Genomic DNA, 13,901 nt, shown 5'->3' with positions numbered 1-13,901 from the left:
AATCAATTATAAATTAAAATGCGTAGATGACGCTTTGTTTTATTAAAAATAACGGATTTTTAATAGAAAGCATATTCAGCGGTGCAATTTCAATTTTTTGACTAGTAAATAAATGATGACCGATATTAAAAATGTGGCTTTTAAACTTTGAAATGGTTAATGGCCAAGTTATAGTATAAAAAATCAGTGCTACCAAAAGAAGTGCCCATATAAGTAGGCTTACATGTGCACGCTATTAAGTTTTACTATTGGAATTACTCTGTGTTAAGCTTCTTGATGAAGCTCTTGCATAATTTCAGCAAAAAGTTCATATGAACGTATTTTGGCATCTATGTCATATATATTCGTTACCGCAATAAGTTCATCTGCTTGACTTTTACTTAAAAATTCCTTTATCTGATTCTTGACTGTGTTCTTATTGCCCACAAAGGAGTATTTGAGCATTTGGTGAATTTGGGGGTTTTTAACCACTTCTGCCAATTCTTGTGTCATTTCCGTTGGGGGTTGTACAAAATCACGTTTACCGGTAAAAATACTCACGATCATACGTATTAAAGAGGTAAACATGCGTTCCGCCTCTGCGTCGGTATCGGCAATAATACAATTTACGCCGGCCATGATATAGGGCTGCTCCAAAACATGTGAAGGTTGAAATTCATTTCGGTAAATCTCCATAGCATTCCATAAATGAGTAGTCGCAAAATGACTGGCAAAGGCATAGGGCAGCCCTTTTTTAGCAGCCAAATGTGCACTGTCCGTACTGGAACCCAGTATATAAATAGGCACATTGGTTCCTTCGGCTACCGTAGCACGAACTTTTGCGTGTTCATTTTCCGTTGAAAAATAGGTTTGTATTTTCTTAAGTTCCTGTGGAAAAGAATGTGCAGCTTGCATAAAATCTGAACGAATGGCCAGAGCGGTTTCCCTATCGGTACCAGGAGCCCTGCCCAAGCCCAAATCTATCCGGTCCGGATAGAGAGCGGCCAAGGTACCAAATTGTTCCGCAATGATCAAAGGAGAATGGTTAGGTAGCATAATGCCTCCGGAACCTACGCGTATTTTGGAGGTACCCTGTGCAATATAACCTATGAGAATAGAGGTAGCACTACTTCCAATATTTATAGCATTATGATGCTCTGCCAACCAATATCGCGTATACCCAGAATCCTCTGCATGTTGCGCCAGTCTTAGGCTATTATTAAATGTTTGTTGAAGGGTATGACCTTTTGATACTAGGGCAAGGTCTAATATAGAATATTTTGCTTGTTTCATTTATGTGCTTCTATTACTATGTTTAGACTTGTTTTATGAAGTCATTTTTTGGAAATACCTTAAACAGAAAAGTATTCCCTTAAAAAAGTTAGCGATGCATTTTGTCGCTATGGTCATAAGAACCTTACAGTTTAAAAGCGGTGCTTTTTAAGTAGTACATATAGATATAAATGAAGCAAATAATTTTAATGGATAAGATCATGAGGCGCTTTCCCATTTGCGCCATCTCTCCATGCCGTCTTTATAGGTTTTGTACCCTTCGATGCAGCGTAAATCGTTATTGCGTTCAACCTTGAATTCTATAGGCTGATTATAAATATTACCAACCTTCCAAGCCTGAAAGCATTCTAATAGTGTTACAACTTCTTCATCTTTGATGACATCCATATCCAATTGGTATAGTTTTTCAATTAGCGGAATAGTCTCCGGCGCGGTTTGGCTGTCAAAATGAATTAGTGGGGACAAACGTATAATGCTATCATCTGCAGGTAGTCCCGTAGTGGCCCTTAAAAACATCATGGCAATGTAATTGGCGGTATCTGGTGGTTGATATAAAATGGTTTTGGCTTGATTGAATACAGTGGCCTTAAAAAAATTGAATTGTTTTCCCAGTTTATGAACATACAGTTTTTTTCTTCTATACTGCTGAGCGGCAAGTTTCCATTCCCAAAATTTATTCTTGTCGTGGAGGGACATAAGGCTATTACTGGTACCAAGTGAAATTACTTGTATGTCCTTTAACTCTACGCCCAATTTATAGGCTTCTATAATACCGGATAACACCGGATTATTAAAACCGCCAAGAGCGCCATCCCACAGTTCATAAAAAATTTCGCTTTCCTTTGCCTTAAATCTTACGGGGAAATCAAAATACTGTACGGGTGCATTAGAGGAGCCGTTTATAGCTTGGGTAAGTTTAACCGAATCGTAGCCGTGGGAACCATTGACGTAAGACTTAAAGAATTTTGCTCTATTGTTCAATGCATCATAGGTACAGACTACCAACTTTAAGGTTTCCTTGCCAATTGCCAAGGGCAATGCTGACATCTGTAATTTATCTATTTTAGGAAAAAGATGTTCAAATGCTTCCTTTTTCTTTTTGGAACTGTATTTAGGACCAAACCCCATACCCAAAAAACGTAGATAATCTACTGGGAAAAAACGATCTGCAAAGGAGTTTTTATGAAAAATACGTGTTCTGTTCTCTTTTAATTTAAAGAGGGCTATCGCCTCTTCTAGGGTGTAGTTTTCGGCCAAGGCAGCTAGTACAATACTACCGCCGGAATTGGCAATGACCAAATCAAAATATTTTAAAAGATCATGACCGTTAATATCACCGTAGCGGTCTTTCAACGTCAATAATTGTATTATTGCCCAGCTTCCACCACCGTCTAGCGATAAGATTTTATACATTTTTAAAGAATTTTAAAAGCTCGCTTTTATGATGGGAGCTTAATAAAATAGTATAAAGGTTGGGGGAACTACCTTTATTGTATGTTTTAAATGTAATAAATGCATTTATAAATTCCCTATAGGAGAACCTTATAATATATGAGGAAGTAGTGTTTTTTCGATGAAAGGTTGGTTTATGGATAAATAACTACAATTAATTAGGAGGTAATGCATAGCTGTTAAATGAACAAATAATTTTAAATACCCTCCCCTTTTTATAATCCGCTTTAAATTAAAGTTGTGTTAACAAAAAAGAATGAACGTTCATTTTTTGTATCTTTGTTCCATATATATATTTAGAAAATGGCAGCACTTCAAAAAAGTATAGATAAGAGAAATGCACTTATGGCGGCAACTATTGAGTTGGTCAATAATGATGGCTTTCACGCAACCCCAATGAGTAAAATAGCTAAAATGGCCAATGTATCGCCCGCTACCATTTATTTATATTTTGATAATAAACAAGATTTGGTAAATAAGACCTACATAGAGGTGAAATCTAGGTATACGGCCTACGCATTTGAGACTTATAATGAAACCATGTCGGTAGAAGAAGGGTTTGAGGTGATTTGGAAACGTATTGCCGATTTTAAGTTGAAAGAAGTAGCGGATGCCATGTTCTTGGCACAATGTGACAATACCCCCATGATTGATGAACCCAGTAGAAAAGAGGGAATAAAACATTTACAGCCCCTTTTAGATCTTTGGGCACGTGGAAAGTCACAAGGTATTATTAAACCTATTTCAGATTATCTTCTGTATGCCTATGCTATTAATCCATTATCATTTTTAATGCTCATTGAGAACCGTGGAGCCTTTAAAATTGGCCCTAAAGAATTAGAAGAAGCTTTTCAAGCGGCATGGAACAGCATAAAAATAAGTCGTTAATATGAAGAAAACAGCCATCATCTTAGGTGCCACGGGTCTAACCGGAGGTATTTTGCTTCAAAAATTGATACAGGATAATCGGTACAAGACCATAAAACTATTTTCAAGGTCTAAAATTGATGGTTTGCCCAATAACGTACATCAGCATATTGGTAATTTGTTGGCCTTGGATCAGTTCAAGAATGAGTTTACAGCAGATGAAGTGTATTGTTGTATAGGGACTACCGCGAAAAAGACTCCAGATAAAAACAAATACAAAGCCATAGATTATGGTATACCGGTAGCAGCGGCCAAGCTTTCCAAAGAAAACGGCATCAAAACCTTTATTGTGATTTCTGCCATGGGCGCCAATAAAAAAAGTAATGTTTTTTATAATCGTACCAAAGGAGAAATGGAGCAAGGGGTTTTGGACCAAAGCATACAAAAGACCGCTATTTTGAGACCTTCTTTAATTGGTGGCGATAGAGATGAACGTAGGGTTTTGGAAAAGATTGGGCTCGTTGTATTTAAAATTATACAACCCTTATTTATCGGTCCGCTGAAAAAATATAAAATAGTCAATGCCGATTGCATTGCGCAGGCGATGTTGAATATAGCGAATACTACAAGTAGTACCAATGTAATTATTACATCAGACGATATAAAACAATTAGCAAAAACAACGTAATTAAAATTAAAACATGATATTATTAGATAAATTAAACTGGAGATACGCTGCTAAAGCAATGAACGGCGAAAAAGTGGCGGAAGATAAAGTAGAGCGTATATTAGAAGCTGCTCGCCTTGCTCCTACTTCAAGCGGTTTGCAGCCATTTGAAATCATTGTCGTTAAAAATCAAGAGATAAAGGAACAAATAAGACCGGTAGCTTGGAATCAATCTATGATAACCGACTGCTCCCACCTTTTAGTTTTTGCTGCTTGGGACACCTATACCGCTGAGCGTATTAATTATATGTTCGATTTAACAAATGATATACGTGGATTTAAAAATGAAGGATGGGAAAACTATCGTAAAATGTTATTGGACTCATACCCGCAGAAAGATGCTGAAGAAAACTTTAACCATGCCGCAAAACAGGCTTACATTGCTTTTTCTCAAGCCATAGCCGCAGCAGCTTTTGAAGAGGTAGATGCTACCCCAATTGAAGGCTTTGATCCAGATGCCGTAGACAAAATTTTAGGCTTACGCGAAAAAGGATTACGTAGTGCTGTTTTGTTACCACTAGGTTATAGAAATGAAAGTGAAGATTGGTTGGTTAATCTAGTAAAGGTTAGAAAACCAATGAAAGATTTGGTAACGGTTATAGAGTAATCTTTTATCAAATTATAAATATAGATTACAAATTAGAAAGAAGAGAGAAAATGAACAATTTTGAATTTAAGAACCCTACCAAGATTATTTTTGGAAAGGATACCATAGCGAAATTAGAAAGTGAAATACCTGCTGATGCTAAAGTTTTATTGCTTTATGGTGGAGGTAGTATCAAGAAAAATGGAATATACGATCAAGTTACCAAGGCATTATCAGATGTAGATATGATCGAGTTTGGTGGTATACCTGCCAATCCTGAATATGCAATTTTAATGGAAGCATTAAAAATCATCAAAGAAGAAAATATAAATTATCTACTTGCTGTTGGCGGTGGTTCTGTTATTGATGGAACAAAATTTTTATCGGCAGCTGCGGTGTATGATGGTGATACACCTTGGGATATACTTACCAAAAATGTAAGGACCAAAAAAGGGATGCCTTTTGGCACCGTATTGACATTGCCGGCTACAGGTTCTGAAATGAATTCTGGCGCGGTAATCACTAGAGCCGAAACTAAAGAAAAATTGGCTATGGGCGGACCAGGATTATTCCCAGAATTTTCTATCCTAGATCCACAAGTGATTACATCTATACCAGAGCGCCAATTGGCAAATGGTATTACAGATGCTTTTACCCATGTTCTAGAGCAATATATGACCTACCCTATTGAAGCTACTTTACAAGATAGATTTGCTGAAAGTATTTTGCAAACGTTGGTTGAAGTTGCTCCAAAAGTTTTGAAAGACCCAACAGATTATAAACCAGCAGCAGATTTTATGTGGAGCTGTACCATGGCACTGAACGGTTTAATTCAAAAAGGAGTTCCTGGCGACTGGGCCGTACATATGATGGGTCATGAGTTAACTGCTTTGTTCGGTATTGATCATGCACGTACTTTGGCTATAGTGGCACCAAGTCACTATAAATATAATTTTGAAGCTAAAAAGGAAAAATTGGCACAGTACGGTGAACGTGTTTGGAATATAACAGAAGGTAGTGTTGATGATAAGGCTTATGCGGCCATTGAAAAGACCGAAGCATTCTTTCATGAGTTAGGAATCGATACCAAATTATCGGATTACACGAAAGAATATGAAGGTACTGCCGAAGAAATTTCTAAACGTTTTACAGATCGTGGTTGGAAATTAGGTGAACGACAAGCTTTACTACCAGAAGACGCCGAGAAAATCGTTAAAATGGCGTATTAAAAGTAAGTTTAATTAATGAAAAAGGGGATGTCTTGTAGAAAGGCATCCCCTTTTTCATTATTCTATTTAAAAATGATGAGGTTAAACAAAAGCTTTTATTCCATATAAATGTAAAGAACAAACATCAGTATTTGTGAACTTATCATCTAAAATATTGTAATAGTTTTCTTATTTTATCGTTATTTACGCCTAGCTTTAATTATCCCAAACCATGAATAAAATTTTACCTATTCTGTTATTAGTTCTTTTATACAATACACAATCTTTTTCTCAATGGGTGCAGACAGGTGGTCCGGAAGGAGGACGTATAAAAGAGATAGTTGAAATAGAAAATAAGTTGATCTTATCGACAAATAATAATATTTATTCTTCAATTAATAATGGAACTACTTGGAATGTAATTGTAAATGATTTACCAACCCCTAATTTAATAACAGAACTTACCGAGCATAATGGCACACTCTATTGTTCAATAAATAATAAAGGTGTCTATAAATCTTTAGATGGTGGTTCTACATGGACAGCTGCAAACGCGGGTATAGAGAATGAAACTTTCTATACTTTGCAGGTATTTGAAAATAAAATAGTTGCAGGTTTAGCTAACGGTGGTATAATGGTTTCACTAGATAATGGAACGACTTGGTTAGACAGAAGTGAAGGGGTACAAAATATTCAATTTGCAGGATTATCGATAACAGAAACTAAAATATATGCTGTTGGTAGAGCAAGTGCTGTACCACAAGGGTCTCCTGGACTGTATGTCTCTGAAAATGATGGAGAAACATGGACTCCAATAGCGGTACCCTACATAAATCCTAATGGATTAACAGATGTTTTTGTAGATGGTACGGATGTATACGTGGCAGATGTAGGACATATTTATTTATCCAGTGATGAAGGTCAAACTTGGCAACAAACTACATTATCCACATTCGCAACGGTCAGGAACATTGGTAAATATGAAGATTATATTTATGCCACCACTTCTAATGGGCGATACTATATTACAAGGGATAAAGGGTCTATTTGGACTATGGTCAAAAATGAAGAATCTTCAGATTTTATTAATGATCTTTATATAACAAACGGTAATATATTAATGAGTACTGATGAAGGGGTATATCAATCTAAAGATGACGGTATAACTTGGAGTAGTAATAATACAGGGATAAAATCTATATGGATAAGAGCTATGGCAGCCAATAATGAATATCTTTTTGCTGGAAGTGCGGGTCAAGGGGTTTTTAGAACTAATAATGGAGGCGAAAATTGGAAAAATGTTACTTTAGGTATGGAACCTGGTAATGGTTTTATCAATGATTTATTGACCGTTAATGAAGCGATCTACATCAATAATGGATATGGAATTTTCAAGTCAATTGATAATGGCGATTCTTGGGAAAGTAAATATACCACAAGCGGTTTTGCAAATTTAGGAAGTCTAAACTATAAAGATGGGCTATTTATTTTGACCGAAGGTACCAATACGATTTTGATTTCGAATGATATGGCCGAAACGTGGGTTAGCACTGAAATAAATGAATTTTCAAATTCAGGTTTGTCTGCCGTAACCTTGCATAACGATGTTATTTTTGTGGGTACAAACGATGGTCAGCTATTTTCTTCTAACGATTTTGGTGCTACTTGGAAAAATGTATCCATACCAATAGGACATCATTATGTTAGGAAAATTATAGTACAAAACGATATTGTTTATACCGCTACATCTCATGGTCTATTTATTTCCAGTGATTTAGGGGAACAATGGAGTCGTTATGTCGCATTTGATACAGAGTCTATACATGATGTAATTGTTGAAAATGACACGGTTTACGTTGGTACAAATAATGGAGTTCTAGTAAGTGATAGTGAGACAGAATCTTGGCATTCGTTTAATGATGGTTTAACAAATCTTACTGTAACAAGTTTACTGATGCATGATAATCAATTTTTTATTGGGACCGAGTTTTCAAGCGTTTTCAAAATTGATAAAGCCGATGTTTCATTATCTCTTTTAGACTATGATAATGATGGGGTCATTAACAAAAATGACCTATGTCCTGAAACAGAAGAAGGTATGGTAGTAAATGAATATGGTTGTGATTTAGTACCATTAAAAAGTATTAAAGTTTTAGCTACCAGTCCTACCTGTCCCACAGTGGACAATGGAAGCATAGAAATTATTTCCTCTATGCTGGGATATGATTATACCATTAAAATCATTGGAGGTAATTTAAATCAAGAACTACAAATTACAAACTGGCAGGGTAACCATTTAGTTGATGGGTTGCCTTCTGGTATCTATCAAGTTTTTATAAGTATTCCAAGTATAAAACATGAAGAAGAATTTGGGGTTACAGTAGGTCAAATAAGTACTATTTCGGGTAAACATCAACCCATAAATACAGCACAAAAAACTGTTACCTATACGGTATCTGGTAGTAACGCCTATAAAGTAAACTTAAACGGCGTGGAAAAGGAGTTTTATTTTAACTCAACAGCTACTCAGAATATAGTATTAAGTAATTTGAAAGCGGTTAACAAAATTTCAATATCAGGTGATAGTGAGTGCCAAGGTATAATTCACGATACCATAGTAATGGAGGATCAAATTGTAGTCTATCCAAGTATAAGTTCCGGAACGTATATGATTAGTGGAAATTTAGACGAAGCTACTGTCAATGTTTTTAATTCTAACGGACAAATTGTATTATCAAAAAGTAAAATTGCTGATGATAGCCTATCTTTAAATTTAGATGATTTCGCACCTGGAATGTATTTCATTAAAGTATCTTCAAAAGAACAAACAAATACAGTTAAGGTAATTAAACGATAAGTTTAAAAGCTAAGGGTTGCCAAGGTAAATTGAAAAACCAATATCTTCGCGCGCATTATGTGGATGTACCTTGGACTTTTAGCGGCTTTATTTTTAGGATTACACAACTTATGTAAAAAGCATGCGGTGCAGGGCAACGAGGTTTTTCCTGTATTATTGGGTACAATCACATCGGGGTTTTTATTGCTCCTACCCTTTTATCTTGGGTCATTGTTTTTTAAGGAGTACATGGTATCCATAGATTTTTATATTACCAATATTCCTCTTAAAACACACGGGTTTATCGCAATAAAATCGGCTATAATGGCGGCATCATGGGTGTTGGCGTATCAGGCATTAAAACATTTACCTATAACCATTGTTACGCCCATACGATCTGCTGGTCCATTTTTTACTTTTATAGGGGCTATTACCATTTACCAAGAAAAGCCGAATTCATGGCAGTGGATAGGTTTTTTCCTCATTATATTATCAGTGATTTTATATTCTAGAATAGGAAAAAAAGAGGGAATCCATTTTAAACACAACAAATGGATTTTTGCCATTGTAGGAGCAACTTTTTTAGGAGCTTCCAGCGGGTTATACGATAAGTTCTTAATACAAAGTTTGGCATTGAATCCGCAAACATTACAATTCTGGTTTTGCTTTTACACCGTTTTGTTCTTATTGATCATACTTACCATAACCTGGTTTCCTTTTAAAGAAAAGAGAAAAGCCTTTACTTGGCGGTGGACCATACCCTTGGTTGGTATTTTACTGCAAATAGCCGATTATTTTTACTTTAAGGCATTACAAGATCCAGACGCGTTGATCATGCTTTTGTCCGCCATAAAACGAAGTCAGATTTTGATTGCTGTAGTTATTGGAGGTTTTATATTTAAGGAACAAAATAAGCGTAAGAAACTGGTACCGCTTGCAGGAATCATGCTTGGCGTATTTTTAATTCTGTACAGTTAGCACTTAAAGGTACTATCTAATTGGTATAGCCCATTGTAGATAGTATCTTTGTACACTAGCAACTTGTTTAAAAAGAGGAGCAATTTATGGCATTTAAAAAACTGAATCCGCATTTACTTGAAAGGTTGTCAAATTTTTCTATAGAAGCACCTACCTCTCTTCAGAAAAAGAGTATTCCTGTAATAAAAAGTGGTGCAAATGTGTATTGCATTGGACCAAAAGATAGTGGAAAGACGACAGCTTTAATTTTGACCACGCTACAAAAATTGCAATGTAAGGCCGAGGGCAATGCTCCTAGAGCTGTTGTAGTTGTAGAAAATAAAGAAAAGGTTTTGGAACTTTATGATAAGTTTTTTGAGTATACCAAGTATACGGACATGAGACTATATGCCAGTTATAAGGAATTGCATATTGATATTCAAAAATCGGAAATATTTGAAGGGATCGATATTTTGATTACTACCCCTACTACCTTGCACAAATTGTTTTTATTAAATGGTGTAAGTACGTCACAATTGAAAATATGTAGTATTGACGATGGTGATTTTCTAATTCAAAAATCGGATTATACGGCAATGATTACCGTTTCGCAAAGTATAATGAAATGCCAGTATGTTCTATATGCTGAAAAATTATCTCCAAAATTGGAACGATTTGAAGATTTCTTTATGGAGAGGGCTCGGTTGGTAAAGGAATAATCTATTATGGGTATGCAAAGAAGTTAAGAGGAGCTTAACTTAAGAGTTTTCAGAAGCAACTTCATCAATATAGTCCATTCCCTTGGTTAGGGAAGTAATGACCAAACCTATGATACTTGCTATTAAATGAAATCTCCTAACGATAATACTCATGTCATAACTTTTTTTGGACTAATATAATTATAACGCTACATATCTTATTTATCGTATAAAGTACATCATTATTTCGATGAACTACCGTTTATTTTAAGAATACCTTATCATTTAGTCGGAATTTAAAAATCTGAATAAAGCAATTATAAGTGATATTCTTTAAAATTCAATATAAATTTTTAATTCAAACGTTATATCGAAAATTTATAGAAATAGTATTGTTCATAATTGAAACTTTTTAAATTCGTTTTAAAATTTCTAGATTTTGAACTTGATACCGGTATTTAAGAACACCAATTATCTAAAAAACCAACCATATGCTAAAAACATTAAAAAAAACATTCCTATTTATTTTTTTATTTTTTTACACATCGCTATTGACCTATGCTCAATGGCAACAATCAACAGAGCTCACAGGAGCATTTACACGTAATATTGTTAAAGCCGGATCATCTCTTTTTGTTACAACTAAGGAAGGAGCTCTTCATCGTTCTATTGATAATGGTGTAACTTGGTCTAAGGTTGAAAATGGTCTGCCAGCTGGTCACCATTCGTATAATCTGCATAGTGTAAATGGTGTTTTATACCTTCAGACAGATGTTTCCGGTACGGGACTATATCGTTCTGCGGATAATGGAGTTACCTGGGTAGCTACTAACATAAATATTATTCAAGGTACCATTTATGACATAACGTCCAATAATTCAACATTATATGCTGCATCAAACAATGGTATATACATATCAACGGATAATGGTATAAATTGGATTTATAAACCTGTAGATGTTGTTGGTCATGCAGCCTATTCCATACTATATTTTGAAGGAAAACTTTTATTAGGAACAGATTATATTTTAGTATCTGAAGACCAAGGCGATACTTGGACGGAAATTGATTTTCCTGGTCGAGGTCCCAATGGTATAAGACATATGATGGTTCATAACAATCAACTTTACATTGCAAATAATGCAAAATTATGGACTTTGAACGCGGACCTTGAAACCTTTAATGGTCCAATTTATTATAACTATGGGTCTATTATTAACTTAAAATCATATAATAATGAATTATACGTAACCGGTTATGGGTCGTACGCTTTTTCTGCAGATGATGGTATGAATTGGACGTTTGTTGATGAACCAAATGACCAAACTGTTTATGATTTAATTATAAATGAAGGCAAAGTATTAATTACTGGTGATCAAGGGTTACACAGTAGTGAAAACAATGGGGTTAGTTGGACTTCCAGTAATACCGGATTAAATGCAGTAGTCGCCAATGAATTAAATACGGCAGGGACAACAATAACTACCTTTGTACAATTCACCGGTCTTCTTAAAACGTCTGATGCCGGCAATAGCTGGGAAAATATTAATGGAAATTTGCCAACTTCTGTAATTACAGGAAATACCCAAGACATTTTTAACATAGGTAATAAAATTGTGGCAGTTACAAATCGTGATATATATAGGTCAACAGATAATGGTCTTACTTATGAAATTACTTATGTTTCAGACGGACTGGAACAAACAGGAGAAGCGGTTTATAAAGATGGGGTTCTAGTTGTTATCACAAAAAAGAATCAATTGATAATTTCTACGGATGATGGTGCCACTTGGTCTACACGTAATTTAGGAGATTTGGAAATTAATAATGCACTATCACAAATTGCAATTGAGGGTCAAAATATTGCTATAGCAAGTAAAAGCCATAAAGTTCTTTTTACCGATGATTTAGGAGAAACATGGGTAGAGCGTCCAGAAATATTTTCTTCACATATTAATGATATTGATATTCATAAAGGTAAAGTTTATGTTTTAAGTGGTAATCGCATAAGTGAATCTTCAGATAATGGTGCTACGTGGTCTTATAAATTTTCATTTTTAGGCGCCAGGAAATATAGAATGTTTTTTATCAATGATTTAATGTATGCCATAGGAAACTCTATAGGTTTTGCAGATATTGGTGGATCACAGTTTTATGATATCACAAAAAATCTGGAAGGTATATTTATTCGAGATATTTTAAATGTTGAGAATGAAATTTATGTTTCCACAAATGGTCATGGTATTTGGAAAAGTACAATTACAGATATTCCTGCGGATATGGACAATGATGGCGTTGCCGATGTAGATGATGAATGTCCAGATACGGAAGAAGGACAAAGTGTAAATGATAAAGGTTGTTCCTCTTATCAATTAGATGATGATAATGACGGTGTTTTTAATCCTTATGATTATTGTGATGATACCGCTGCCGGAGAACCAGTTAATGGTCTTGGGTGTGCTGCATACCAGTTAGATTCTGATAATGATGGTGTAAGTGATGATATTGATCAATGTAATTTTGTTAATGAAGCGGGAGTTGAAGTTAACGACTTTGGTTGTGTACCTATTGCTCAAAACAGTGTTAAGGTGCTAACAAAATCACCTACATGTCCTAATGAGACCAATGGAGTTATTGAAATTTCAACAACTTTAAATAATGTGGCAATGAATAAGGTAACGCTAACCAATGAAAATAATCAGGTATCATATTACACTTTGGGCAATGCTGACCAGCCTTTATTTATAACAGATTTGGCATCTGGTAGTTATACCTTGAACATTGAGATATACGGTTCTACATTTAATTACACCTATATAGTAGCAGTGAATGCATTGGAAAATTTAAGTTCAGGTAAACGAACAGTAAACAAAACGGATAAAACGGTGAGCTATGCACTAAGTGGTAGTAAAACGTATACGGTGAATCTAAATGATATAACTAGGACATTTTATTTTGACAATGTGGACACGAATACAATTACGCTTAGTGTTACTGACATGGAAAATAAGGTATTAATTTTAGGCGAAAGTGATTGTCAGGGAATAATCGAAGATCAATTTATACTTACCGGCCAAAATCATTTTTACCCTAGTCTTACACAAGATATTATTGATTTTGATTCTATTTTAATAGGTTCAAAAATCACATTGTTTAATCTTAGCGGTACAAAGGTTTTTGAAACGGAATTAGATAATACACCAAAGATTTCTATTGGTCATTTAGAAACCGGCGCTTATATTTTGCATATTAATGTAAATGGTATAACAACAACCCACAAAATAATAAAACAATAAAA

General features: G+C 34.9%; 10 protein-coding genes. 8 read left to right on the top strand and 2 right to left on the bottom strand.

The window, feature by feature from the left end; translation table 11 throughout:
* Positions 1 to 264: 264 nt before the first annotated feature.
* Both ABVM52_RS17075 and ABVM52_RS17070 read right to left on the bottom strand, forming a co-directional pair.
* Positions 265 to 1,272, bottom strand: a complete 1,008-nt coding sequence (locus ABVM52_RS17075; protein WP_405382283.1) for an LLM class flavin-dependent oxidoreductase — start codon at positions 1,270 to 1,272, stop codon at positions 265 to 267.
* 198 nt (positions 1,273 to 1,470) lie between these two features.
* A complete protein-coding gene (locus ABVM52_RS17070) occupies positions 1,471 to 2,685 on the bottom strand; it encodes a patatin-like phospholipase family protein (protein ID WP_405382282.1) in 1,215 nt (404 codons plus the stop codon).
* Positions 2,686 to 3,027: 342 nt separating this feature from the next.
* Between ABVM52_RS17070 and ABVM52_RS17065 the strand changes: the two genes are divergently transcribed.
* The 8 genes from ABVM52_RS17065 (at position 3,028) to ABVM52_RS17030 (ending at position 13,899) form a co-directional block, all read left to right on the top strand.
* A complete protein-coding gene (locus ABVM52_RS17065; RefSeq protein WP_405382281.1) occupies positions 3,028 to 3,612 on the top strand; it encodes a TetR/AcrR family transcriptional regulator in 585 nt (194 codons plus the stop codon).
* A gap of 1 nt (position 3,613) precedes the next feature.
* Positions 3,614 to 4,279 carry an NAD(P)H-binding protein gene (locus ABVM52_RS17060; RefSeq protein ID WP_405382280.1) on the top strand — a complete coding sequence of 222 codons (666 nt, stop codon included), beginning with the start codon at positions 3,614 to 3,616 and terminating at the stop codon, positions 4,277 to 4,279.
* Between the two features lie 13 nt (positions 4,280 to 4,292).
* Entirely contained in the window at positions 4,293 to 4,925 is a 633-nt protein-coding gene (locus ABVM52_RS17055) for a nitroreductase family protein (protein WP_405382279.1), read from the top strand.
* A 50-nt stretch (positions 4,926 to 4,975) separates the two neighbouring features.
* A complete protein-coding gene (locus ABVM52_RS17050; RefSeq protein WP_405382278.1) occupies positions 4,976 to 6,133 on the top strand; it encodes an iron-containing alcohol dehydrogenase in 1,158 nt (385 codons plus the stop codon).
* A gap of 211 nt (positions 6,134 to 6,344) precedes the next feature.
* Positions 6,345 to 8,969: a YCF48-related protein gene (locus ABVM52_RS17045; protein WP_405382277.1), complete on the top strand. Its 2,625-nt coding sequence runs from the start codon at positions 6,345 to 6,347 to the stop codon at positions 8,967 to 8,969.
* Between the two features lie 57 nt (positions 8,970 to 9,026).
* Positions 9,027 to 9,926 carry an EamA family transporter gene (locus ABVM52_RS17040; protein WP_405382276.1) on the top strand — a complete coding sequence of 300 codons (900 nt, stop codon included), beginning with the start codon at positions 9,027 to 9,029 and terminating at the stop codon, positions 9,924 to 9,926.
* A gap of 86 nt (positions 9,927 to 10,012) precedes the next feature.
* Positions 10,013 to 10,624, top strand: coding sequence for a DEAD/DEAH box helicase (locus ABVM52_RS17035; RefSeq protein ID WP_405382275.1), 612 nt, complete (start codon positions 10,013 to 10,015; stop codon positions 10,622 to 10,624).
* 470 nt (positions 10,625 to 11,094) lie between these two features.
* Positions 11,095 to 13,899 (top strand): T9SS type A sorting domain-containing protein, encoded by a 2,805-nt coding sequence (locus ABVM52_RS17030; protein ID WP_405382274.1) that lies wholly within the window; start codon positions 11,095 to 11,097, stop codon positions 13,897 to 13,899.
* Positions 13,900 to 13,901: the final 2 nt, after the last annotated feature.

The sequence above is a fragment of the Maribacter sp. LLG6340-A2 genome (assembly GCF_045057105.1).
Lineage (GTDB): Bacteria > Bacteroidota > Bacteroidia > Flavobacteriales > Flavobacteriaceae > Maribacter.
This window is presented reverse-complemented; position numbering and strand designations above follow the sequence as displayed.